The organism is Limnospira sp., from assembly GCF_051859755.1.
GTDB lineage: Bacteria > Cyanobacteriota > Cyanobacteriia > Cyanobacteriales > Microcoleaceae > Limnospira > Limnospira fusiformis.
On record NZ_JBIMLI010000008.1, the window covers coordinates 26,036 to 49,788 of the forward strand.

At 44.5% G+C, this 23,753-nt stretch carries 26 protein-coding genes and 1 pseudogene; 15 read left to right on the top strand and 12 right to left on the bottom strand.

What is annotated here, in order from left to right; translation table 11 throughout:
- Positions 1-209: 209 nt before the first annotated feature.
- From ACTIE0_RS02660 to lhgO, 3 genes are all read right to left on the bottom strand, one after another.
- Positions 210-1,352, bottom strand: a complete 1,143-nt coding sequence (locus ACTIE0_RS02660; RefSeq protein ID WP_439516832.1) for a pentapeptide repeat-containing protein — start codon at positions 1,350-1,352, stop codon at positions 210-212.
- A gap of 278 nt (positions 1,353-1,630) precedes the next feature.
- Entirely contained in the window at positions 1,631-1,834 is a 204-nt protein-coding gene (locus tag ACTIE0_RS02665; RefSeq protein ID WP_008054942.1) for a hypothetical protein, read from the bottom strand.
- Positions 1,835-2,176: 342 nt separating this feature from the next.
- Positions 2,177-3,367 (bottom strand): L-2-hydroxyglutarate oxidase, encoded by a 1,191-nt coding sequence (gene lhgO, locus ACTIE0_RS02670; protein WP_187758105.1) that lies wholly within the window; start codon positions 3,365-3,367, stop codon positions 2,177-2,179.
- Positions 3,368-3,445: 78 nt separating this feature from the next.
- Here lhgO and ACTIE0_RS02675 point away from each other — a divergent pair, with 78 nt between their 5' ends.
- The 4 genes and pseudogenes from ACTIE0_RS02675 to ACTIE0_RS02690 all read left to right on the top strand — a co-directional run bounded on the left by ACTIE0_RS02675 (position 3,446) and on the right by ACTIE0_RS02690 (position 6,714).
- Positions 3,446-4,006 carry an ammonium transporter gene (locus ACTIE0_RS02675; protein ID WP_235677530.1) on the top strand — a complete coding sequence of 187 codons (561 nt, stop codon included), beginning with the start codon at positions 3,446-3,448 and terminating at the stop codon, positions 4,004-4,006.
- Positions 3,972-5,048, top strand: coding sequence for a PAS domain S-box protein (locus tag ACTIE0_RS02680; protein WP_006623398.1), 1,077 nt, complete (start codon positions 3,972-3,974; stop codon positions 5,046-5,048). Before ACTIE0_RS02675 ends, ACTIE0_RS02680 begins: the two co-directional genes overlap by 35 nt.
- Positions 5,049-5,300: 252 nt before the next feature.
- Positions 5,301-5,942 (top strand): annotated as a pseudogene (locus ACTIE0_RS02685) (PP2C family protein-serine/threonine phosphatase).
- Positions 5,943-6,198: 256 nt separating this feature from the next.
- Positions 6,199-6,714 carry a DUF3122 domain-containing protein gene (locus tag ACTIE0_RS02690; protein ID WP_231296494.1) on the top strand — a complete coding sequence of 172 codons (516 nt, stop codon included), beginning with the start codon at positions 6,199-6,201 and terminating at the stop codon, positions 6,712-6,714.
- Between the two features lie 37 nt (positions 6,715-6,751).
- On the opposite strand, the gene ACTIE0_RS02695 is transcribed toward ACTIE0_RS02690, so the two are convergent.
- Positions 6,752-8,701 (bottom strand): M48 family metallopeptidase, encoded by a 1,950-nt coding sequence (locus ACTIE0_RS02695; protein ID WP_006670684.1) that lies wholly within the window; start codon positions 8,699-8,701, stop codon positions 6,752-6,754.
- Positions 8,702-8,703: 2 nt separating this feature from the next.
- Positions 8,704-9,315 (bottom strand): LemA family protein, encoded by a 612-nt coding sequence (locus tag ACTIE0_RS02700; RefSeq protein ID WP_006623403.1) that lies wholly within the window; start codon positions 9,313-9,315, stop codon positions 8,704-8,706.
- 291 nt (positions 9,316-9,606) lie between these two features.
- Between ACTIE0_RS02700 and ACTIE0_RS02705 the strand changes: the two genes are divergently transcribed.
- Genes ACTIE0_RS02705 through ACTIE0_RS02715 form a run of 3 tightly spaced genes read left to right on the top strand, consistent with a single transcriptional unit; the run spans position 9,607 to position 11,547 of the window.
- Positions 9,607-10,890 (top strand): valine--pyruvate transaminase, encoded by a 1,284-nt coding sequence (locus tag ACTIE0_RS02705; RefSeq protein ID WP_006670683.1) that lies wholly within the window; start codon positions 9,607-9,609, stop codon positions 10,888-10,890.
- A gap of 46 nt (positions 10,891-10,936) precedes the next feature.
- The gene (locus ACTIE0_RS02710) at positions 10,937-11,068 is read left to right on the top strand and encodes a hypothetical protein (RefSeq protein WP_006623405.1); all 132 of its coding nucleotides are present in this window, start codon (positions 10,937-10,939) and stop codon (positions 11,066-11,068) included.
- Positions 11,065-11,547: a hypothetical protein gene (locus tag ACTIE0_RS02715; protein ID WP_006623406.1), complete on the top strand. Its 483-nt coding sequence runs from the start codon at positions 11,065-11,067 to the stop codon at positions 11,545-11,547. Before ACTIE0_RS02710 ends, ACTIE0_RS02715 begins: the two co-directional genes overlap by 4 nt.
- Here the strand turns inward: ACTIE0_RS02715 and ACTIE0_RS02720 are convergent.
- The 3 genes from ACTIE0_RS02720 to radA form a co-directional block, all read right to left on the bottom strand.
- Positions 11,492-12,238, bottom strand: a complete 747-nt coding sequence (locus tag ACTIE0_RS02720; protein ID WP_006623407.1) for an SH3 domain-containing protein — start codon at positions 12,236-12,238, stop codon at positions 11,492-11,494. The genes ACTIE0_RS02715 and ACTIE0_RS02720 overlap by 56 nt on opposite strands.
- Before the next feature lie 86 nt (positions 12,239-12,324).
- Positions 12,325-12,552 carry a ferredoxin family protein gene (locus ACTIE0_RS02725; RefSeq protein ID WP_006623408.1) on the bottom strand — a complete coding sequence of 76 codons (228 nt, stop codon included), beginning with the start codon at positions 12,550-12,552 and terminating at the stop codon, positions 12,325-12,327.
- A 65-nt stretch (positions 12,553-12,617) separates the two neighbouring features.
- Positions 12,618-14,339 (bottom strand): DNA repair protein RadA, encoded by a 1,722-nt coding sequence (gene radA / locus ACTIE0_RS02730; RefSeq protein WP_006623409.1) that lies wholly within the window; start codon positions 14,337-14,339, stop codon positions 12,618-12,620.
- A gap of 150 nt (positions 14,340-14,489) precedes the next feature.
- Here radA and rpaB point away from each other — a divergent pair, with 150 nt between their 5' ends.
- From rpaB to ACTIE0_RS02755, 5 genes are read left to right on the top strand one after another with little or no spacing between them, the layout of a single operon-like run.
- Positions 14,490-15,221 (top strand): response regulator transcription factor RpaB, encoded by a 732-nt coding sequence (gene rpaB, locus ACTIE0_RS02735; RefSeq protein ID WP_006623410.1) that lies wholly within the window; start codon positions 14,490-14,492, stop codon positions 15,219-15,221.
- A gap of 34 nt (positions 15,222-15,255) precedes the next feature.
- A complete protein-coding gene (locus ACTIE0_RS02740; RefSeq protein ID WP_006623411.1) occupies positions 15,256-15,921 on the top strand; it encodes a cofactor assembly of complex C subunit B in 666 nt (221 codons plus the stop codon).
- Between the two features lie 20 nt (positions 15,922-15,941).
- Positions 15,942-16,463, top strand: coding sequence for a DUF456 domain-containing protein (locus ACTIE0_RS02745; RefSeq protein ID WP_006623412.1), 522 nt, complete (start codon positions 15,942-15,944; stop codon positions 16,461-16,463).
- Positions 16,464-16,515: 52 nt separating this feature from the next.
- Positions 16,516-16,887 (top strand): hypothetical protein, encoded by a 372-nt coding sequence (locus ACTIE0_RS02750; protein ID WP_035759110.1) that lies wholly within the window; start codon positions 16,516-16,518, stop codon positions 16,885-16,887.
- Positions 16,887-17,222 carry a hypothetical protein gene (locus ACTIE0_RS02755; protein ID WP_006623414.1) on the top strand — a complete coding sequence of 112 codons (336 nt, stop codon included), beginning with the start codon at positions 16,887-16,889 and terminating at the stop codon, positions 17,220-17,222. Before ACTIE0_RS02750 ends, ACTIE0_RS02755 begins: the two co-directional genes overlap by 1 nt.
- Positions 17,223-17,283: 61 nt before the next feature.
- Here the strand turns inward: ACTIE0_RS02755 and ACTIE0_RS02760 are convergent, their stop codons facing one another.
- Positions 17,284-17,883, bottom strand: coding sequence for a gamma-glutamylcyclotransferase family protein (locus tag ACTIE0_RS02760; RefSeq protein ID WP_008054917.1), 600 nt, complete (start codon positions 17,881-17,883; stop codon positions 17,284-17,286).
- A gap of 159 nt (positions 17,884-18,042) precedes the next feature.
- Here ACTIE0_RS02760 and mgtE point away from each other — a divergent pair, with 159 nt between their 5' ends.
- Entirely contained in the window at positions 18,043-19,422 is a 1,380-nt protein-coding gene (gene mgtE / locus ACTIE0_RS02765) for a magnesium transporter (protein WP_006623416.1), read from the top strand.
- On the opposite strand, the gene obgE is transcribed toward mgtE, so the two are convergent.
- The 3 genes from obgE to ACTIE0_RS02780 all read right to left on the bottom strand — a co-directional run bounded on the left by obgE (position 19,405) and on the right by ACTIE0_RS02780 (position 22,695).
- Entirely contained in the window at positions 19,405-20,415 is a 1,011-nt protein-coding gene (gene obgE / locus ACTIE0_RS02770; RefSeq protein WP_006623417.1) for a GTPase ObgE, read from the bottom strand. The two genes, mgtE and obgE, sit on opposite strands and share 18 nt — an antisense overlap.
- A gap of 20 nt (positions 20,416-20,435) precedes the next feature.
- On the bottom strand, positions 20,436-21,140 hold the full coding sequence (gene psb32 / locus ACTIE0_RS02775; protein ID WP_006623418.1) for a photosystem II repair protein Psb32: 705 nt from the start codon (positions 21,138-21,140) through the stop codon (positions 20,436-20,438).
- Positions 21,141-21,282: 142 nt separating this feature from the next.
- Positions 21,283-22,695 (bottom strand): helix-turn-helix domain-containing protein, encoded by a 1,413-nt coding sequence (locus ACTIE0_RS02780; protein WP_006670682.1) that lies wholly within the window; start codon positions 22,693-22,695, stop codon positions 21,283-21,285.
- Between the two features lie 267 nt (positions 22,696-22,962).
- On the opposite strand from ACTIE0_RS02780, the gene ACTIE0_RS02785 reads away from it, so the two are divergent.
- Both ACTIE0_RS02785 and ACTIE0_RS02790 read left to right on the top strand, forming a co-directional pair.
- On the top strand, positions 22,963-23,361 hold the full coding sequence (locus tag ACTIE0_RS02785) for a hypothetical protein (protein ID WP_006670681.1): 399 nt from the start codon (positions 22,963-22,965) through the stop codon (positions 23,359-23,361).
- A 54-nt stretch (positions 23,362-23,415) separates the two neighbouring features.
- Positions 23,416-23,751 carry a hypothetical protein gene (locus ACTIE0_RS02790; RefSeq protein ID WP_006670680.1) on the top strand — a complete coding sequence of 112 codons (336 nt, stop codon included), beginning with the start codon at positions 23,416-23,418 and terminating at the stop codon, positions 23,749-23,751.
- The last annotated feature ends 2 nt before the right edge of the window (positions 23,752-23,753 follow it).

The following is a 23,753-nucleotide window of genomic DNA, read 5'->3' on the forward strand; positions in this document are numbered from 1 at the left end:
TTGCCTAGTGCTAGACAGGCAAAGAAAGCCAATTGACAATCTTTACAGAGGCTATCCCTAGGGATAGCCACTTATTTCCATCAATCAATGACAAAAAGCTCACCCCACCCGGTCACACCAGACAATGTAACCGGGTTTGAGGATGGATTTCAACCATGGGAAATTGATACCATCAACGGTAGAATAATTTGTCGTTGGGATTACCTTTATTAGGCAATTCCTAACAGTTGCTTCTGGGCATCATCAAGTTTAGCCCCCGTGAGGTTCGCATTACTGAAGTTAGCCCCAGTGATGTTGGCTCCCCGCAGGTCCGCATTTGTCAGGTTGGCATTGGTGAAGTTAGCCCCAGTCATGTCGGTTCCTTGCAGGTCCGCATTTGTCAGGTCAGCACCACAGAAGTTAGCATAGCCAAGATAGGAATAGCTGAGATTGGCATAGCCCAGATAAGCGTAACAGAAATTCGCGTAAGCCAAGCTAGCCTGGTTTAATTGGGCTCCAATTAGCTTCGCCTGACACAAGTTAGCAAAACTCAGATCCGCTTGGCTGAGAACCGCGTAGCTTAAATCGGCAAAAGACAAATTAGCATAGCCCAGATACGCATAGTTGAGATTGGCATAGCCGAGATTGGCGTGAGAGAGATAGGCGTAACCCAAGTTAGCCGCGCACAGGTTAGTGGCTCCTAAGTTAGTTCCACACAAGTAGGAAAAGCTCAGATCGATACCGCTCAGATTCATTTTGCTCAAGTCTACTTGCGGCAAGTAACTATTCGGAAAATCTCGCTTGCCGATGTCATACGGAATCTTTATCTTTATGTGGCCTGGGGGTGTGGGGGCGCAGCCACCCTGTGGTGGTATGAAACTAGACCAGTCAACATTCGGCGGGGTCGGTTGTGGCTCCTCTGAACCCCCACTGGGCTGGGTCGGTTTCTCGCCTTCGCTGGAACTGCCATCTGGTTTCCCTTCCCACCAGGAGGGGGCTGCATCGCCAATCGAAGGCCATTCTAGCCAGATACCAGCTTTATTGGTCAAACCTAGTTGGCCGGGACGGCAAGACTGGGAGCCTTCTTTGGCTGTGGTTTGCAAGTTCCCAACCGGGTCGGCCATTTCAATGTTAAATACACTCCGGGCTGGGACGGCATTGGCAGGGTTCCCACCAATCACAAAGTGCAGCGTTCCTCTCGCGCCTTTACTCAGATCGATTTGCGTGTCCGGGTCGGTGTAGACAAACTCCCTCAAATCGGTGTGGTAGACTATCTCTTGGTCGTTCGCAGTTTGGGAATTTCCGTAGACAAAGTACCCTTTGCCATAGGTTTGGTTATTGTTAGTGACTGTCCTGAAGTACACTTTCACCATGATTGAAGTCCTTAATTTTGAAAGGCAATAAAATATCGAAATCGTAGTCTCTACAGAACTAGAGTCGGTGACGTAACACCGCCATCGAAAGTCATCAAAAACTAGCCCCCTCTTCCACTGGTAGAGCGGATTTTTGGGTATTACTAATCAGCCGGGTTTAAATTCAACCACATCGGCTCCCCAGCAACATCAAACCATGACATGACCGCGCGATCATGATGCTGGATAGATCACATTGGCTAATTTTTGAGACTAAGACCATCTTCCTGGGTTGATTTTCAAGCCCAGTTGACGCTATATACTTGATGCACCATATCCCCACTTAGATTAAGTTCTTTTAGACCACCACAGATGGCGTTCAAGCCAGAAACTAGACGCGCACTACTGGGGATATGCTTTGCTGTCACTGCCCAGTCGAAAATCAGTTCGGCGCTTAACCTAAGTTGACAACCAACATAACAAATTTGCGGTTTTTTTGTCAACCAAAATACAATTTTTTATTGTAAATATTTATGAACAGGCAACGAACACTATTTAGAGAGCCTAAATGGGCCATATATATAATGGTGTCCTCGCCTGGGTCATCACTCCCTAGATCCGTTTATGGTGGCCATGGGACTTTTTCAGCGACGGGAGGCATTCATTAGCTGTTAACAGGGCGGCGATCGCTATCTTCCAACCCTGTGGGAGTTGCACCGAAAGAAACCCCGCTTCTGGGTTAACTCTTCAAAAGCAATTCCCTTATTGTTATAATAATCAAAAAGGTAGTCGGAGAAATATAAATGAACACTTCATGATCCGCCCAAGACTGCGAGGAAATCAATTTATGAATAATTGGGGACTTTTTGAGCGATCGCTTTCCCAATTTCTAAAGAAGCCGTCGCCGCTGGTGATGGCGCATTACAAACATGAAGCGCACGGGGCTTTTCTACAATTAGAAAATCATCCACTAATCCCCCATTAGGCATTAACGCCTGTGCGCGGACTCCCGCATGGGTGGGGATGATATCCTCCCCTGTTATTTCCGGGATTAATCGTTGTAAACTCCGTACAAATGCCGCTTTACTAAAAGACCTGATAATTTCTTCCACACCATCACTCCAGTATTTAGCAGCCAGTTTCCATAGTCCTGGATAAGTCAGAATTTCCATTAATTCACCCAAATCAACATCAGTTTTTTTATAACCCTCCCGCTTCAGACTTAAAACCGCATTCGGTCCCGCGTGTACCGAACCATCAATCATCCGCGTAAAATGCACCCCTAAAAATGGGAAATCGGGGTTAGGAACTGGATAAATTAAATTCTTAACTAAATATCTTTTTTCCGGGATTAACTCATAGTATTCTCCCCGAAATGGGATGATTTTAGCCGGGGGTTTTACCTGGGTTAATTCCGTAATGCGATCGCTATAAAGACCAGCGCAATTAATCACAAAATCCGTGACAAACTCTCCCTGATTAGTGGTTAATACTAAACCCTGGGAAGTTTCCGTGATTTTATGCACCTTAGTATTTAACCGTAAATCTCCCCCTTTTTCCGCCACTAAATCTGCATATTTGGCGCTAACTTCACTATAGCTAACAATCCCCGTAGATCCAACTTTAATCGCCGCCAAACAACGCACATGAGGCTCAATTTCTGCTACTTCTTCCGGCGTTATTTTAGCCACAGGAATTTCATTATCTAAGCCTCGTTGATACAGATTATCTAACAAGGGCAATTCTTCCGGTTCCGTAGCCACAATTATTTTACCACAAACATCATATTTAATCCCATGCTGTTCACAAAAGTTAACCATTGATAAATTTCCCTGACTGCAGAGAGTCGCCTTGAGGCTACCTGGTTTATAATAAATACCCGAATGGATAACCCCACTATTATTGCCAGTTTGGTGAAAAGCCCAAGATTTTTCTTTTTCCAAGATGATAATTTTAGCCCTAGGATGAGTTAAACTTAATGAATAAGCAGTAGACAGTCCGACAATGCCACCACCAATAATTGCTAAATTGTACATAATTTCGATGATTTCCTGAATTAATTGCTTTTTGCTATAAATATTGAACAGCCACCTTTTCCAACCATCTTATAATTCATGAATGATCTGATATGGCTGCTAATTTGCTCAAGTTTAGTATTCCTGATGCAGCCCGGGTTTATGTGTTTGGAGTCGGGGTTAACCCGTTCCAAGAATAGCATTAATGTTGCCATCAAAAACCTAGCTGACTTCGGAATTTCTGTCTGGCTATTTTGGGCGATCGGCTATGGGCTAATGTTTGGTACCTCCCAATTAGGACTATTTGGTTCTAGTTACTTTGTTTTAGATGTTAGCAACATCCCCAGTGTAGCTGCTTTGTTTCTATTTCAGACTATGTTCTGTAGCACCGCCACCACCATTGTTTCTGGGGCGGTTGCGGAAAGAATGCGATTTCAAGCCTATTTAATTGTCGCTGGCTTTACCTCTGGGTTAATTTATCCGATTTTTGGACATTGGGCTTGGAATGGTTTAAATAATGGTGTCGCTAATGGTTGGCTAGATCAGTTAGGGTTTATCGACTTTGCGGGGTCTACTGTTGTTCATAGTATCGGGGGATGGGTAGCCCTGGCTGCTTTATTAGTAATTGGACCCCGCAGCGGGCCGATTTCCTCAAGGTAAAAGTCCCCGTAAAATTCATGGGTCTAATTTACCTTTGTCGGTGTTAGGAGTGATGCTACTTTGGATAGGTTGGCTAGGGTTTAATGGTGGTAGCGCCTTGGTGGTCAACGATAAAATTCCCGTGATTATTGTGAATACTATTTTAGGCGGAGTCGCGGGAATGTTAGTCAATTTATTTGTGTCTTTATGGCGCACAGGTTGGGTAGAAATAGAATGTTTAATTAATGGCTCTCTGGCTGGATTGGTAGCAATTACTGCCTCCTGTAATGCGGTGGGAACTTTGCCAGCCATAATCATTGGAGCCTTGGGAGCTATCATTGCTACAGAGGTATCTAAACAATTAGTTAGGTGGGGCATTGATGATGCTGTAGATGCAGTGGCGGTTCATGTGGGGGCAGGAGTTTGGGGGACTTTGGCAGTGGGTTTATTTGGGCGATTAGATGTGCTAAATACAGGCTTAAATCGCTTTGGTCAAATAGCTGTACAAGTGTTGGGAATAGTCAGTGGTGCTATCCGGGGATTTTTACTCAGTTTGATTTTGCTGTTAATTATCAATAAATTCTACCCTTTGCGAGTTTCGGAAGAAGGGGAAAATATGGGACTAAACATTTATGAACATCGCGCTAAAACCGATAGTTATGAACTGTTTAAAGTTATGGACTTTCAAGCTCAAACTAAGGATTTGAGTTTGCGGGTTCCGGTGGAACCATTTACGGAAGTTGGACAAATTGCCAGCCGCTATAATTATGTAATGGATGCTTTGGAAGCAGCGGTGCGAAAAACGGAGGCGATCGTGGAGACTGCTACTGATGCTATTCTTACTTTTACGGTATCTTCTCTGGTGGTGTTGACCGCTAATCCTAGTGCTGAGGCTATCTTTGGTTATGGGAAAGAACAGTTGATTGGGATGGAAATTAGGAAATTGGTGAGGGCTGATGATAATTCCTACAATTGGGATAGTTTGCTAATTGAAAAATGGTTAAAATCTCCTTGTCAGTCGGCTATAGGATGGCGGGCTGATGGTTCTCAATTTCCGGTATAAGTTACGTTAAATCAGGCTAAATTAGGAAACAGATCATTTATGATTGGCACTTTTAGAGATATTACTGAAAGGCAAAAATCTCAAGAGTCCCTGGCTTTAGCATATCAAGAAATTAAAATGCTTAATCATCAGCTAGATTATGAAAATAAATCTCTGAATATGGAGTTGGAAATTACCCGCCGTCTACAACGTTTGCTGTTACCCAGTGAAGCGGAACTTCAGGACATTAAAAACCTTGATATTGCGGGTTATATGGAACCTGCTACAGACATAGGAGGAGATTATTATGATGTTCTCGCCTTTGGCGGCGGGGTGACTATCTGCATGGGAGATGTCACCGGACACGGTTTAGAAAGTGGTATGGTGATGTTAATGGCTCAAACTGCTGTCCGAACTTTACTGGAAGCGGGAGAAACTGATCGGGTCAGATTTTTGGATGTTCTTAATCGAACTATTTACCTCAATGTGGTAAGAATGAACTGTGATAAAAATATGACTCTGGTATTGCTTGATTATGAAGATGAATAAATCAGAATCTGTGGTCAACATGAGGAAGCAATTTTAGTTCGTGCTGATGGAAATGTGCAACGTATCGAAACTATTGATCTGGGTTTCCCGATTGGATTGGTTGATGATATATCGGAGTTTATTAGCCATTATACTACCTATTTAAATGCTGGGGATGTGGTGGTTTTATATACTGATGGTATTACTGAGGCAGAAAATGCTGATCAGCTTCACTATGGAGTAGTTCGACTCTGTGAAGTGGTAGCGGAAAATCGTCATCTGACTGCTGCTGAAATTCGACAGTCTATTATTAATGATGTTATGGAATACATCGGCGATCATCAAGTTCATGATGATATGACTATGTTAGTGTGTAAACAGCGCTAATTTGTGATAATTAATCATCACTATAGCGCTTCTCATATCTATCAAATACAGCCCTCACCCCAAACCCCTCTCCCAGAAAAGGAGAGGGGCTTTGAAAAGTACCTCATCAGTCCGGGAACTGCTATATAAGCAAATATACTCCCAGCCGGGGACACCAGAATACTGGAAGAAATAGCCCCATTTAATGTGATTATCTGTTATTATAACTAAATGGTTAAGTTAACAATCAGTTGGCATCAAAGCTTTGTTTAAAGGGATGTTAGAACTAATGTTGATTAATGTCAGAAAACTGGTGTCGATTTTGTTGCTAATTATCCTCCCTTTGCTGTTGGTTATGGTTTCGCCTGAAACAGCGATCGCCTTAATTCAACAACAGGAGGAGGCTCCCGGACAGATACTTTATAAATCTCGCCATAGTTTGAGAGATCATCAAGGTAATTCTTGGCAGGTCATTCTGTTTAAGCGGGTCAAAAATGGGGAGGTAAAAGACGTTAGTTTGCGTTTGGTGGGGTTTCCGGGTTCGGTAACATTTAATCATCCTGAACCGTTGCAAATTGTGTTCAGTAATGGTAGGATACTTGAGGCGGTAGATGAGTTTGGCGAAAAAGCACCCGGCCCGAATGTTGGACAATACGATTTAACCGATATTTTGCCCAAAATTTCCCAAGCCGATCAAATTGAGCTTAACCTTTCGATCGCTCAAACAAAATCTGCGATCGCTGTGCCGTCTCCAGTGGTTCTGGAATGGAAGGCGATCGACAGTCCTGGTTAATAACTTGCTAGAGTGGAGAAAAATAATTGTCTCCACTCTATCTCTGATTGGCGCTGCTGGGTGCGTCTAAAAATGGTGGAATAGGACAGTTAAGAGAAATCACGATCGCCCTGAGTAACTCGGCTTGGTCTAAGGTGACATGGTGATCAGCCAGGACAGTATAGGCGCAAGCATCAACCACCGCCTGTTTAAGTTTGGGTGCGGCGAGTTCCAGACGTTTGAGACTCTCACCAACTTGAGTCAAACTATATTCACCGGGTTGAGTGGGTAAAGTTTCCCCGGAATTTCTAGGTAGGCGCAACAGTCCGGCTTGAAAAGCCATATCAACCGCCCCCGGAGAATCTTGGCCGACGCGAGCCAAAGCCGATAACACAATAACACAATCGGACCAAATCTGTTTAATCTCAGTAAACTTAACTTTAGGTTCCTGCTGTGTGGCGGGAAAGTAGTTAGTCAACCGTTGACGCAACACGACAAAAATTGCATACTCAGACAGACTCAGATGATTGTCAGCTTTAATCAAAACCCTGGCTTGTTTCAGCAGTTGGGTACACTGGCTAACACTTCCACCACGCAAAGCAGGTATGGCTAAATCAATCAACGGTAGACGAGTCCGCGCGTTCAAACTCTCCAGGTAAGGACTGAGGTTTTGGATCATTTCCAACACTGGCGGCGGGGAGGACTCTCGCAAGGAAGACATTTGGCGATCGCGCACTTCTGGGTCTGTATGCAACAATAAACTATAAATAATGGCGATCGCCCCATTTACATCACGGGTAGCCATGCGTACAGGTTCGGGGATATCCGCCAAAAACCCCCGCACATTATCAAGGTGTTTAGGGTTGGTAGTTCCCACTCCGGCGACTACCCGATCCGGTGAAACCGACAAGGACTCCGGTTGCGGCTGTGGTTGAGGCGATGAACCCGCAAACCCCGCCACCATTTCATTACCGGAAGCTATAGACGACATAGAAGCATTATTTCCGGTTTCTTCCACCGACCAAGTGCGACCCGCGAAACCTTCCAAACGCTTAACCCTTTCTTTCACAGGGGGATGAGTTGCAAAGATTTGTCCGAAACTCTCAAAAATCCCTGTAAAAGCCTCCCCAAAAAACAGGTGACTAGCTTCTTCAGCCCTAGGATTTGTTACCTTAGAACCAGATTTATAGCCCGCAATCTTTTGTAGTGCGCCACTAATACCGTCAGGGTTGCGGGTAAACTGAACTGCGGAAGCATCCGCTAAAAACTCCCGTTGTCGAGAAACGGCACTTTTGATTAACCTACCGCAAAAAAAGCCGATCCCACCAATAACTACCATTCCTAAACCAATAATCAAGCCCGAATCTTTGCCTTTTGACGAGGAGTTGTCACTACCCCCCCACCAACTACCTCTTAACATTACCCGACCCATAATATATATCAGGATTAAACCCTGAATAACTCCGATGAGTCGGAGATTTAGGCGCATATCTCCATTGAGAATATGGCTAAATTCATGGGCGATTACCCCTTGTAACTCATCGCGATCGAGTTGTTCTAAACAACCTCGCGTTACCCCAATTACTGCATCATTGGGAGTAAATCCCGCCGCAAAAGCATTGATTCCCTGTTCTTCCCCTAAAACATACACTTCGGGAACGGAAATTCCAGAGGCGATCGCCATTTCCTCTACAATATTAAGTAGTCGTTTTTCCAGTTCATCTCCGGTCATGCGATCGACTAATGTTCCCCCCAAATCCTCAGCGACTACCTTACCTCCCCCCCGTAATTGAATGGATTTATAGACACTTCCCCCACCCACAGTAGCCACCACTCCCAAGGCTACTAACAACAATAGTTCTGGTCGCCATATCAAAAAATTATCGTGCAGTGCATATACCACCACCCCATATAATAGGGCTATCATCACAATCACAGCCACCAGAAACAGACCCAGCAAATAAACGGTGTTTTGTCTGGCTTGGTCTTGATGCTCAAAGAAATTCATAATTAGAAGGAAACGTTAGGAACTTCTTTCACCTCGGGGGATGATTCTTCTAGTAATTGAGCTTCTTGGAAGTTGAAACTACTAGCGACTAAATTGCTCGGAAATACGTCTCTTTTGGTATTGTAAACAGTTACGGCATCGTTAAAAGCCTGTCGCGCAAAAGCAATCTTATTTTCAGTCGATCGCAACTCTTCCATGAGTTGATCCATGGACTTATCAGCCTTTAAATCTGGGTAGGCTTCTGATAGAGCAAATAACCTTCCTAATGTACCGGTTAAAGCAGCTTCCGCCTGTCCTAACTGTTGCATGGCTTGGGGGTCACCAGGGTTGGCTGCTGCTTGATTCGTGGCGGTCACAGCAGCATTACGAGCCGCAATAACAGCTTCTAAGGTTCCCCTTTCATGAGCCATATAACCCTTAACTGTTTCGACCAAATTAGGGATTAAATCATGGCGGCGTTTGAGTTGAACATCAATCTGAGCATAGGCATTTTGATAGCGTCTGCGTAGACGTGCTAGGCTATTATAAGCCTGGACACCCACAATAGCCACCAGAATGACGACAACAATACCGATGACAAACAAAAGGGCGAAAATTCCAGCGAGTATCTCCACAGTCTAGGTTCTCCTTGGCGTGTGTCTGCATGGTTCGCGGATTGGACGCGGGTTCTACTCGGTCTATCAAGCTAGGCTAGATGAGTTTAATTATGTTTTCCCAATCTAATCAAGTAACCCGGCTCTGTGCGGCATTATAACACAATCAAATGTGGCTAACCCCAAATTGTTACACTTTTTAACTTGACCTGCACTCCCAACCCGGACAAAATACAAACTGGCTACTTGGCTTCCCCACTGTCTCCAGGTCTGGTTAAAATCTATTCTAGTTAATTATAGGTGAAGTTTACTATGAATCCGGCTTTGACGAACTTTGGCGATCGGATGTCTCGTTTAACGGGAGTCCGAGCTATTATGAAAGATATTATCGAAACGTTGCGCTCTGGTAAAGGTCAAGAATTTATTAATTTAAGCGCCGGAAACCCGGTCATCTTACCAGAAGTCGAACAACTCTGGCGCGAATGTACTCAGCAACTGCTATCTAGTCCCGAATATGGCGAAGTGGTCTGTCGCTACGGTTCTAGCCAAGGGTACCAACCTTTTATTGATGTCATTGTGGAAGATTTTAACTCTCGCTATGGGTTAAATTTAAGCGATCGCAATATCCTAGTCACTCCCGGAAGTCAATCAATTTACTTTTACGCCGCCAACGCCTTCGGAGGTTATAACAGCCAGGGAAACCTTAAAAACATTGTCCTTCCCCTCAGTCCAGACTATACAGGTTACGGCGGCGTTAGTCTTATTCCCGAGGCGGTTTGTGCTTATCAACCCACCCTCGACATAGACGAAAATTCCCATCGGTTTAAATATCGTCCCGACTTTAATCAACTCTCAATTAATGAGGATACAGGCTGCGTTATTTTTTCCCGTCCCTGTAATCCTAGCGGCAATATTCTCACCTCCGAAGAAGTGCAAAAAATCGCGGATTTAGCCTCCCCTTACGATGTCCCAGTATTCGTAGATTCCGCATATTCTCCCCCTTTCCCAGCTTTGAATTTTACGGACATGACTCCGGTTTTTGCTGATAATATTATCCACTGTATCAGCTTGTCTAAAGCAGGATTACCCGGAGAGCGTTTAGGTGTGGCTATTGGTAATGAAGATGTGATTAGGGTTTTGGAAGCCTTCCAAACGAACGCCTGTATTCACTCCCCCCGCTACGGACAAGCTATAGCAGCTAGAGCGATTGGATCAGGTGCTTTATCGGATATTTCGGTTGAGGTAATTCGTCCCTACTACCGCCAGAAATTTACGATATTAGAAGCGACGTTAAATGATGCGATGTCGAAGGATTTACCCTGGTTCTTGCATCGGGGAGAAGGTGCTATTTTTGCATGGATTTGGTTTAAGGATTTGCCAATCACAGACTTGGAACTATATCAGGAGCTTAAAAAAGTCGGTGTTATCGTAGTTCCTGGCAATTCATTTTTCCCAGGATTACAACAAGAATGGTCGCACAAAAATCAATGTATTCGCATTAGCCTGACTGCTACTGATGAGGAGATTATGGAAGGAATGAAGCTTCTGGCTGAGGTTGTGGAAATGGTTTATAGAAAGGCTATGTTAGCGGTTTAATTGATGATTAATTCTGTCTAATGACTACAGTTGATCGGGGTTCACAATGTCTGGAATTATGAACCCCCTTAAATGCTCGATCGCAGTTATTCCCACCTGGACGGGAAGGCGATCGCCTTTGAGTAAATTAGGGGAGATGAAAATCGATCGCCACGGGATGAGCATTAATGTAGAATGAATCAGGGACAATCTCAAATCTCACTCAGAGCCAATATGGGGTCGGAGGGACAAATGGATGAATTGAAGTATCTAGCTACTTGGGTTCGCGAACAACACGCACGGGAGTATATTTTCACTTGGTTACTGAATCAACCGGGGATCTGGTGGTCAAATGGTGATGTTTACCAAGCGGCTATACAAAAATCTGGTTCTCGTCTGAAAGAATATGTAAAAAATAGTAAACAAGAGGGTTTGTTTCAGGGGATTGCCGATAAAATCAGGAGCGATGAGGCTTGGGATGCGATCGCCCTAAGTTTAGCTCGCCTCATTGCTACCTATCAGGAAGAATTAGTCAAACTCCAAGAACAAAATCGGTTAGATATAAACAAAGTCTCGGAAATATCGCCAAAGTTCAACCCGGAAATAGATGATATTTGGTCTTCTAGTCTTCAGGAACCCCTACCGGACCCGAACTCTGACGCTCTGACGGGTCTGTAATGGGTCCATTATCGATTAATTGGGGTTGAATAATCAAATGAGTGGGAGCATGGGTGCGGATAAAATCGGTCATCAGATCCCGTTCTTCAATAGTAGGAGTAGCCAAACAGCCAGCGGTTCCGGTTTCTTCATTATCCTTAAAAACGGAAGGATCATAATGAACCCCAAACCCGCCGCGATCGGTTTCAAAGGTGGGAGTTACTGCTGACCAAACCCCGCCAAATTCGCCGCCAGCATATTCTACGGAACCTGGTATATCAAAAGTATAAACCCCAAAAGGAATGGGTGTTTGAGATCCAGGCTGGTCTGATGGTGTTTGCTGACCGATACGACCAGAGATACAGCGGACTGTATTAACTAACCATCCCCCAGCATCAAATAACTCTGTGTGATAGACCTTTAGACCACCAGCGATGGTCTCTTGTGTTTGAGTAGCGACAATTTTCGGTCCGCCAATAGTATTAGCGAGATGATCATCAGTTTCAGTGGTGGGGTTATGAACAGTTAAAAACTCTCGCGATACCCAGCGATCGCCACCAATAGGAACCCAAGTCAACCCTCCTTGACGAACAGGAGTTCCGATCACTTCGACCACAGTTCCGGGTTCAACAGTATCAATAACGGGACCATAGGGACTAGAACGCACATTGAGGACATCACCACTGGTAGTCACGATCGCTTGCTGTATCATAATTCGAGTTGTAATGGTGTAGATTAGTGTTCATTGTTAGGGCGATCGCCAAGATCATAAACACACAAAGCGATCGTCACCTCAAGTTATTCTGGAGTTTGTTGCAACTCTGGTCTCTCTTCCGCTACAATAGCGCCTTCTACCGGACAGACCTGTAAACAAATCCCGCAATCAATACAAGTATCGAAATCAATCCAATACCAATCAGTTCCCTTAGTGTTCTTACCGGGACCGGGATGGATACAAGCCACGGGACAAGCGCCAACACAATCAGCGACCCCTTCGCAGACATCAGTAACAATAGTATGAGCCATAATAAATTCCCCCCCCTTGACAACGGACTGAAAAACTAGCAGTTTATACCTACTTTGAGCTTAACTCAAAAACCGATATCATCATCATCGAAATCATCATCAAAACTCTGAGACACATTGGGAGGTTGAGTAGGGATAGAAGCAAGAATCGCATCAATTACTCGACCCACGGGTAAAATTTGCATTCCCAAATCTTCTGGTTTTTGTCCCTTGGGTACAATAGCGCGTTTAAAACCCAACTTAGCCGCCTCCCGCAATCTTAACTCTAATTGTGACACGGGGCGCACCTGTCCGCCTAATCCGACTTCGCCGATTAAAATGGTGCGAGGATCAACAAGGCGATCGCGGAAACTAGCGACAATGGCGATCGCCACTCCCAAATCCGCCGCCGGTTCATCCACCTTTAACCCTCCCACAGAAGCGACAATCGCATCTAACTTAGAAAGAGGGATACCAACGCGCTTTTCCAAAACCGCCAAAATCTGCATCAAACGGCTACTATCAACCCCCGTAGTCGTCCGTCGCGCCGACCCATAACTAGCAGGACTCACCAAAGCCTGGATCTCGACCACAATAGGTCTAGTTCCCTCCATAGAGACAATAGTGGCAGTTCCCGGCGAGCAATCATCGCGATTTCCCAAAAACAATTCCGACGGGTTAGAAACCTCCTGTAACCCGTGGGAAACCATCTCAAACACGCCAATTTCATGGGTAGCGCCAAATCGATTTTTCATCGATCGCAATAGACGGTGAGACGCAAAGCGATCGCCCTCAAAATACAATACCGTATCAACCAAATGTTCCAAAACCCTGGGACCCGCCAGGCTGCCATCCTTAGTCACATGACCCACAATCAACAAAGTAATATTTTCCCGTTTCGCCACCTGCATCAAAGCCGAGGTACATTCCCGCACCTGAGCGACAGAACCGGGAGCCGATGTTAGACTAGCGAAATAAATAGTTTGAATACTATCGATGATCGCCAAAGTGGGTTTAAGGGATTCCAACTCCCGCAGGATGACCTCTAAATCCGTCTCTGGGAGCAAAAATAAATCCGCCTCCTCCCGAGAATCATGGCTATTTTTACCATTTTCCGACTCTGGGGATAATTCCGGTGGCGACTGAGCAGAAGATAAATGACCATTTCCTGTAGCGAGGGATGTCTGTTGAGGGTGTTGGTTGCGTAACTGTTGGGTAAACGGGTCAACATTAGTAACTTCCACAGCATCTGAACTATGGTGGTTATTTACTTGTGCATCATTGTCAGTCTGTAAGTCATGAGCATCATCATCAGCTACACTAGCCACTGATGGAGCATTCCATAAACGCTGCGATCGCAATTTTACCTGTTGACCAGATTCTTCCGCCGACACATATAGCACCCGGGCATGATGGGATAAACTATTAGCCACCTGTAGCAGTAAAGTAGACTTACCAATACCAGGTTCACCGCCAATCAACACCAACGACCCCGGAACAATGCCACCTCCCAACACCCGATCTAACTCTCCATATCCAGAAGGGATGCGCGATTGAGTCTGATCAGAAATCTGAGACAGCTTAAATGATAACCTCGGTTGTCCTTGATTGGGCTTATTGACAGTATCCTCGGTTAACCCAGACCCCAACTCACTCCAACTAAACCGCTGTAGAGACGGCGTGGGGGATGGTTCAACCACCTGTTCTACAAGAGAATTCCAGGCTTGACAATTGGAACAGCGACCAAAGTATTGGGAGAACTCGGCCCCGCATTCACGACAAACATATAATGTTCGAGGCTTGGGCATTGTTTAAAATAGTGGCTGTACAATCTTATTGTATATGCAAACAATGGGATCAACACGCGCTATATGCCACCCGCACAATAGAGGCGATCGCACCTACAGTTAAACTATATGAAAGTAAGTCTAGTGTTATAGAGGGAGTATTGAGGTCAATTGGAAAACCATAAGGAAAGAATTTTAGTTGTCGATGACGAAGCCAGCATCCGCCGGATTTTGGAAACTCGCCTTTCTATGATCGGTTACGATGTAGTAACTGCGGCCGACGGGGAAGAGGCTTTAGAAATCTTCCGCCAGACAGAACCTGACCTCGTGGTTTTGGATGTGATGATGCCTAAACTAGATGGCTACGGAGTTTGTCAGGAATTACGGAAGGAGTCTGACATTCCCATTATTATGCTCACCGCCTTGGGGGATGTCGCCGATCGCATCACCGGGTTAGAATTAGGCGCAGATGATTATGTCGTCAAACCCTTTTCACCCAAGGAACTAGAGGCCCGTATCCGTTCCGTCCTGCGCCGCATTGATAAAAATGGCGCTTCTGGAATTCCCAGTTCTGGAGTTATCCAAATTGCCAGTATTAGGATTGACACCAACAAGCGACAGGTCTACAAAGGTGATGAACGCATCCGCTTAACCGGGATGGAGTTTAGCCTATTGGAACTCTTGGTGAGTCGGTCAGGAGAACCCTTTTCCCGATCCGAAATTCTCCAGGAGGTCTGGGGGTATACTCCCGAACGCCATGTTGATACTCGCGTCGTGGATGTGCATATTTCCCGCCTCAGAGCTAAGTTAGAAGATGATCCTAGCAACCCAGAACTGATTTTGACCGCTCGCGGTACTGGCTATTTATTCCAGCGGATTATTGATCCTTCAGAAGTGGGTTGATCGGATCTCAGTTGTCCTTTAGAGCTTCTCATAAATGGCTCAAATAAATTCTAACCGAGTTCTGCGACTTTTGCCCCTGGTTGTGGGGGGTTTAGGGGGGGTGCTATTGCTCGTCAATCGTTTAGAAACCCCCCAGATTTTGGACTCTCAAGCCCGCTCGGATGCCTTGGGAGTCATATTAAGCGCTTTGTTGATTTTGACTGGCTTACTGTGGCAGCAAATTCAACCTGTCCCACCGGACGCTGTGGAGTTGGAGGGTCCCCAAGGTTTTGAACTCCAGCCGGATTTGCCTGATGTGGTCAAAACTGAACTGGCTTGGGCTTCTCTGATGTTGTTAACTAATACCGTCACCCGATCGCTTTTGGTGGTTTGGGATGCTCAGGTGTTACTCCGACGCGGCGTTTTAGGGGTTAATTCTCAAGTCGAACCCGGACCTATTGTTAAACGGGTTCAGAAGACCCGCAAACCTGTTTACTTGGTCAATTTGGCCTTGTATCCCGGAAGGGTTGAGTTTGACTATTTGCCTCCTAATACTCAGGGTGTCATCTGCCAACCTATGGGCGATCGCGGTGTCTTGATTTTGGGGGCGAATACTCCCCGCAGCTATACCAAACAAGATGAAGTTTGGATCGAGGGAATTGCTGATAAATTGGCTGATACTTTGGATCGCTCTGGTTGGTCTGATGCCACGAAAATTTAGAACTGAAAATGGGGTAGACAATGCTATTTTTATACTGGGTATTGGTGCTGGTAATGCTCCTGGGAGTCATCGGAGCCGTCGTTCCGGGGCTGCCTGGATCAGGTCTGATTGTTACCGCTATTTTGATTTGGGCTATCTTTGCTGGTTTTTCTGGTATGGGGTGGCCTATTGGTGTGGCGATCGCTGTCCTGCTTTTAAGTGTCGGTGTTGAGTTCCTCAGTGCTTATCTGGGTGCTAAAAAAGCTGGCGCTAGTAAATGGGGACAAATTGGCGCGATCATTGGCTTATTATTGGGGTTTTTTGGTCTCTTACCAGCTTTACCTTTTGGCGGACCTTTATTAGGACTGTTAATAGGTCCTTTGGTGGGCGCTTTTGTCGGAGAATTTCTCTATCGTCAGGATTTGGTCTTGGGTCTGCGGGTGCGCTCCGCTGTTAAGGCGGCGATCGGGATTTTTGTCGGGACCGTCCTCGGTAATTTACTCCAAGGGGTTTTAGCTTTCGCCTCCGTAATAGTTTTCCTGACCAGCACCTGGCCCTATTGAAACAGAAGACATAGTGAGCGATCGCTTAATCACGGTGAGGGGTGAATCTATTATGGATCTTGTGTTTGAATCCACTGATGAGTTTAATCAGGACTTAGCTAAATTTAGTCAGGAAGAACAATTAATTATCCTCAAGGAAGTTGAACATTGGCTTCCCTTATTATTAACTAACTCTAGTCTGCGGAGTAGACGACTTCATCAGTTTTGTCAATTTCATCTCAAAGATAACTACCGTTCTTCCCTATACTCATTTATTGTTAACTACTACCTGCGCGTAATTCTCACCATTGACGAAGACCCCCTATTTAATCGCCTGTTAATTACCCTATTTAAAGCCATAGAAAGCCGTCATGCTGCTACAGCTTATCGACAGGTCGGTAACTCCATATATCAAAAAATAATTGACCACAAGGATAGTTATTGATGTCATCACCATTTCCCCCATTAATTGACGATCGCGGTATTATTCGCCAAGCTATGGCAGTTTTTTCCGAACCTCAACAACTGAAATTTTTGGCGGCGATCGCGGAGTTACAAAATCCCCAATCCTATCAAAATCAATACTTTCCTATGAGTCGCCTCAAGCGATTAAAGGGGACTCACGCTAAGATTTACACCGTAGATATTGACCCGACATCAAAATGGATGTTTTACATTGAATATCAAAATGGTAATATCTATTTACGGGAACTTTATAAGCATACCAATAATCAGGCAAAAACCAGCTTGGATATTATTGCAGAAGTCAATGATTTCTGAGGTCTAATCATCAGCCGAGACCAGGCTAGGCTGGTCTCTACAGTAACCCATTGATAATTAATTAGGAATTCTGATAATTAACTTGTTGGCGTTGCAGATTATACATATGGTTAAATAGTTGCCAACAATATTCCTGAGTTAAACCACAGGTAACTGCACCCCGTAAAACTACATTAAAATACCAATCATTGGGGGCTAATTCTTGGGTGAGTTTATTAATGACCATATAAGTCCGCACGTTTTGATAATCCTTACCCTGAGAATGTACGTCAATCATTTCTGGGCGATATCCGCCAATATGAACCTGTTTATCCGGGTCAATTTTCACCTCTTCCCGTTCATCAAGGCGATCGCTTAAACGCCAAGGAAGTCGATACAAAACCCCTTCCACAGAAGAATTAGCATCTTTAACTATATCCAAAGCGCCACAATTGCGCCGCCGGGAATGGCGATAAAACCCCAACCGATAACCCCGTAGAGTAGCAGGTCCGATCACATAGGAATGAGTAGGTTCACCTAGAGTCCGTTGCAAATCTACCGGACACATACAGGAACCGTAGGCGAAATAGTAAAAACTCGGTTCAGCATGAGAAGTTGAGATAAATTTTTCGTCCCACTGAATGGGATCTATAGATTGAATCGTATCTGTGTCAGAGTTCAATGTTACTTCCTCCCGTCCTAGGTGACACCCCCTTATTTTAGCAAAATGCACTCATGTTCATGTATAGCAAGTCACTATTTTTGAGCGGGAATATACTAGATCATAGTGATTTTGCTATATCCTTAATACTGTAGTTAATTATTCCCAGGAGCTAAAACTATGCAGGAGATTGAGGAAAAGAGTTCCCGGAGTGAATTGCGAGCCATTGTTAGGGAACAATTGCGACTGTTATTAGAAGATCGCAACTGGGAAGGTGTTAAAACTCTATTATTGCCAGTGCAGCCTGTCGATATTGCTGAGGCAATAGATGGGTTGCCCAAAGCCATGCAATTGACTGCTTTTCGTTTACTCTCTAAAGCAGAAGCCGTAGAAGTTTATGAACACCTTTCTACAGATATTCAACAGTCTTTAATTGAGGAGTTTCGAGATTCCGAATTATTAGAGATTGTCAATAGTATGGCTCCCGACGATCGCGCGGGTTTATTTGATGAATTACCCCCTCGGTTAGTGCGGCGGGTTCTCGCCCAACTCTCACCCGAAGAACGTAAAGCCACCTCTCAGTTATTAGGTTATCAGGCGGGAACAGCCGGCCGTCTCATGACCCCTGAATATATCGCTTTGAGGTACAATTTAACCATTAAAGAGGCATCCGATCGCATTAGACAATTAGCACGCGATCGCGAAGTGAGTTATTATGTCTATGTAGTTGATGAACAGCGGCGGTTAATGGGAGTCGCTTCTCTGCGGGATGTATTATTAGCTGACCTTGATCAATTCCTCGGTGATATCATTAATCCTGATGTCGTTTTTGCCCAAACAGATACAGACCAGGAAGAAGTCGCCCGTTCCATTCAACGTTATGATTTAGTGGCTTTACCTGTGGTCGATCGCGATCATACCTTAGTCGGAGTCGTAACCGTAGATGATGCGATCGATATTTTGCAAAAGGAAGCCACCGAAGATATTTATATTATGGGTGCTGTCAGGTCTGAGGGGGAAAGCTATTTCCAATCCAATTTAGCCACCATTACCCGTAAACGTATCCCCTGGCTATTCATTTTGTTAATCACCAACGCCTTAACTATTTTGGTGATGAGCAATTTTGAAGCCGTCCTTGATGAGGTCGTCGCTTTAGCCTTTTTTACCCCTCTGTTAATTGATGCGGGTGGGAATGTCGGAGCCCAGTCTTCTACCGTCGTCATTCGCGGGTTAAGTACCGAAGAATTGAAATATAAAAAACCCCTTTGGGTGATTATACGCGAGTCCATGACTGGCGGACTTTTGGGGATTTTATTAGGGGTGGTAGTAATTGGGATGGTGTTTGTCTTTTTAGGACAAATTGAAATCGGTTTAACCGTCGGGATTAGTTTACTTTGTATTACTATTATTGCCGCCACCGCCGGGGCGGGATTACCCTTTCTGTTTCATTCCTTTGGGTTAGATCCCGCCTTGATGTCCTCTCCTTTTATTACCACCATTGTCGATATTTTGGGGATCTGGATTTATTTAAGTACCGCCAAATTACTCCTCGGTCTTTAAGTCATCCAAAAATCGCCAAACTTCCTGTAAAAGTGCCTCCAAACCAATGCGGGCTACCGCCGAAATAAGGAACACTCGAACCCCGGCGATCGCCTCAAGTTGAGAAGCGATCGCCTTACTTCTTTCCTCCGAGTCCCCCGCCGCATCAATTTTGTTAAGCGCCAGAATTTGCCGCCGCCTTTCCAAACCTCGCCCATAGGCGATTAACTCCTGTTGAATAATTTGATAATTAGCGATCGGGTCTGTGTCGGTAATATCAATCATGTGTAGGAGAATGCGGGTTCTTTCTATATGGCGCAAAAACTCATGACCTAGTCCAGTCCCTCGGTGTGCGCCTTCAATCAATCCCGGAATATCCGCAAATACCGTCCCATCTCCCGTCGGTTTACGGACTACTCCCAGATTAGGAATTAGGGTAGTAAAAGGATAATCTGCCACCTTGGGACGGGCGGAAGATACTGCCGAAATCAGAGTTGATTTTCCCGCATTCGGTAAACCAATAATCCCCACTTCTGCCAACAATTTTAACTCTAGTCGTAGTCGCCGACTTTCTCCTGGTAGTCCCGGTAAAGCATAATCAGGGGCGCGGTTTTGGTTACTGAGAAAATGACTATTTCCCAAACCGCCTTTACCCCCAGCCGCCACGCAAAATTCCTGATTAGGGGTGACTAAATCCACCATCAGCTCTAAGGTATTGGCATCATAGACCACTGTACCACAGGGGACCTCGATAATGCGATCGCTTCCCGATGCCCCCGTTTTATTTTTCGGGCCGCCTCGTTTGCCATCATCAGCTTTAAAGCGACGGTTATACTGGAAGTCCAGGAGAGTTTGCAAGTCTTCCACCGCTTTCAGGATCACAGACCCCCCTCGGCCCCCATTGCCTCCCGCCGGACCTCCAGCCGGGACGTATTTTTCCCGGCGAAAGGCAACTATGCCATCTCCCCCTTTTCCCGCTTCTACTTCAATTTCAGTGCGATCAATAAACTGCATCGATTTAAATCAGCCCATTTTTAAGGCCGTTGAAGGTAATAATAAGTCGCCATAGGTGCGACTGTGGCAATTACTAGGACTACCACAACTAAGATCGTCGCACTTTTGTCGTCCGTTTCTTCAGCCGATTTAAATGTACTCCCCACTTGCAGATTTTCCAGGAGTTTAGGTGCGCCGGGATCTCCTTGTCCTGAGAGGACTTTGACTATACGATCCGTGGCCGCCAGGAAGGCTTCATTATACTTCTCACCTTCTCGCAGGGGGACTTGTAGGGTTTCGTTGGCAACACTCTCGGCGATCTCAGGAGTTAGCAACTCTTTTACTTTGTCTCCGGTATGGATGGCGCTATTATTGGTTTGGGTATCCACCATCAACAGAGTTTGATTAGCGGCCTCTTCTGCGGTGGGAAACCATTTCTCAAACAACTGATCTGTAAAACTTTGGGCTGTTTCTCCGTAGTCCAGGCGGCGGATCGTCACTAACCGGACCTCATACCCCGTCTCGGCTAGTTTCTCCAGGTTTTGGTTAATTCTGCCTTCGGTAGCGCGACTGAGAATATCCTCATCATCAATAATCCAAGTGCGATCGCCAGTTTTCAAGTCTGGCATTTGATAAACTCCTGTAGCCATAGCTGGCGCAGTGGACAATAGCAATACCATCACTATTGCTATCATTCCCGCCAACAAATGCCACCATTTTGACATGACGTTAAGCTGTTGATTCATAGGGCTATACTAATTTCTGTATTATTAGACCCCACTTTATCGCAAATTTTGCATTAGCGATCGCTATACTTTCACATTAGTTAATCCTACCTATAACCCCTCACCCTCACCAGATGATCACCCAGAAACCACCCTCCAACTCTCAGATTTCAGGTAGACCCCTCATTGAACCCTTCCATATATATTGTTTAAAGACCGGAGATAAACGGAACATCATTGTACCATTTTCCATGGTTTTTAGCAAGCATCGTCTCGGCAAAGATTGTAAACCTTTGATGATCTCCGTCGAGGATAGGGATAATTTTTCGGTTAACTGCGATCGCGACAGGGGACGGTCAACTTGGCTTAACTGTAAGGCGATCGCTTTTTCCATGGAAGATAATCGCTCGAAAACTTCTCCTAATTGACTACTCATTAATTCCGTGATTACCGGGGTGTCTTCTGCCAAAAACTCCGAGACTTTACCGCAAAACATATTCCTAATTAAATAGCAAATATCTTCCAAATAGACTGGATGACCTTCGTATATTTCGATTAAATTTGACCAGCTTTCTCGGTCTGATAATTCCAGACTCTCTAAAATGTCTACACTATTCAAGCCGGATAAAGTTAAGGATTTGATAGGATATAGGTCATTATTGAGGGATAATAACATTTCTTGGGATTGTTCTTGGCTGATGACAATAATGCTGCTTTTATGTTCAATTTGTGCGATCGTCCTCAAAAATTGGCTATAGTTTTTATATGGTTTTTGGTATTGTCCCGCCAACTTGCCGCTGATAAATAGTTCTTGTAAATCATCAAGTATTAGCAAGCATTTTTGTTGTATTAACAGATTAATCAGGTCATGGATTTGATAATCTTTGGGGCTGGATTCCTTATTAAATTTAGTTAAAATATCATTAGCAATAGGCGTTAAATGTGGTGACAGTTTTAGATTTTTCCAACTCACCACCTCAAAATTATCTTTATGGCGATCGACTAATTTTTTGACTAGGGTAGTTTTGCCAATTCCCGCTATTCCCACCACTGATATTAAGGGGATACTTTCATCAATTAACCAACGGGATAGGGTATCTATTTCATCAGTGCGATCGCCAAATTTCCAGATTTTAGGTGCCATGGTTAAATCGTGGCATATTTTTTGGGGTGGCGGTGGTTGGGGAGTAGCGATCGCTTGTTCTTCCTGTTCAGAATTGCCATTCGGATAATAAGGACACAAAGTCACATTATTGTTATTAAAGCCAAATATTTGGGAATTTATTGCCCTTTCCAGAGTCCAACAAAAATTGGATTTTTTAATATCCTCGTTAAGCTGTTGAGATAAAATCTTAAATAATTTACGGCTAACATCTCCGATATAGTTTTCATTGTAGCCATCATTCCCGATATCTTCCGCGATATCCTTGTAAGTCTTCCCTGTCAACAGTCCTTGAATGATCGACTTTTGTAGGTCGTCTAGGTGTTCTCCCGTCTGTTGTGACACCAACCTATCCACAAATTGTAACAATTCCGTTATATCCATAAACTTAGGCTTGGTAAGGGTTTCAGCCATTATAACTCAGTTCTGAATCAGAAAATCAGGTTTTTTCTGGCATTCGTTTGACATTTTGTCACAAAATTGACCAGAAAATCTGTTTTTTTCTGGTTGCAGGGGTCAGGCGATCGGCTCTATAGTTAGGGAGAACTAAACTTTAAAGGAGTGTAATTCTTTCGATAGCGATCGATTATGGCGATCGTAGCTTTTTGTATGTAACCACACTATGGCCATATTGGTATATGGTTTACCTCATTACCGATACTCTTTCCAAGTCATGGACTTATGTTTATAAAATCTACCAACTCTTCGGTAAATTTAACCAGTCGCCAAAAATTCAAAAAAAACTTGGCAACTCTTCTAATCGCTTGCCTAATTTTGTGGACTCCGGTTCTAGTGGGACTCACATTCAAATACCAAACTTCCTGTCCTAGTCCACTGCTGACCTGGAGTCAACAGGCGAAACAATTATCAAAAGATTGTCAATCACAACTTAGCAATCATCAGGAAACTCAAAATTCAAACAAGGATAAGCCAGAGAATCCAATTAATCCCGATATTGCTGGTTTGATTATCGGAACTGCTACAGGGGCAGTAGTAACTGCTTTAGGAGCGCCAGTCGTCGCCGTAGCTGCTGCCGCTGTAGGTGCATGGTTTATTATCAGAACCATATTAAATAAATGACACCGGTGATTTTTTTCAAAATTTTTGAATCAACTAATTGAGGAGAATAATTATATGTCTGAACATGAAAAACAAGTCGCTCAATCAGCAACTTGGATCGATGTACTTCCCGCAGGACATATCCTGGTTGTCGGATTAGTAATTATTTTAGGGATAGCAACAATTATATTGTTTTCAGGTGAGAGTGGCATCAATATCTGCATTTTTGGGGATTGTGGTAGCCATATTACTTATGATATTACTTCTGGCGGAGGTGGTGTGATCGATAAACTCTTGCCTGTTGCCGCAGCAGGTGGAACAGTCATCGTTTTGACTACAATGTTTGGAATGTCTATTCTTCCTGCTGTTGGCGTTGCTGCCATTGCTTTTGTCATCGTCAATTTACTCTAGCT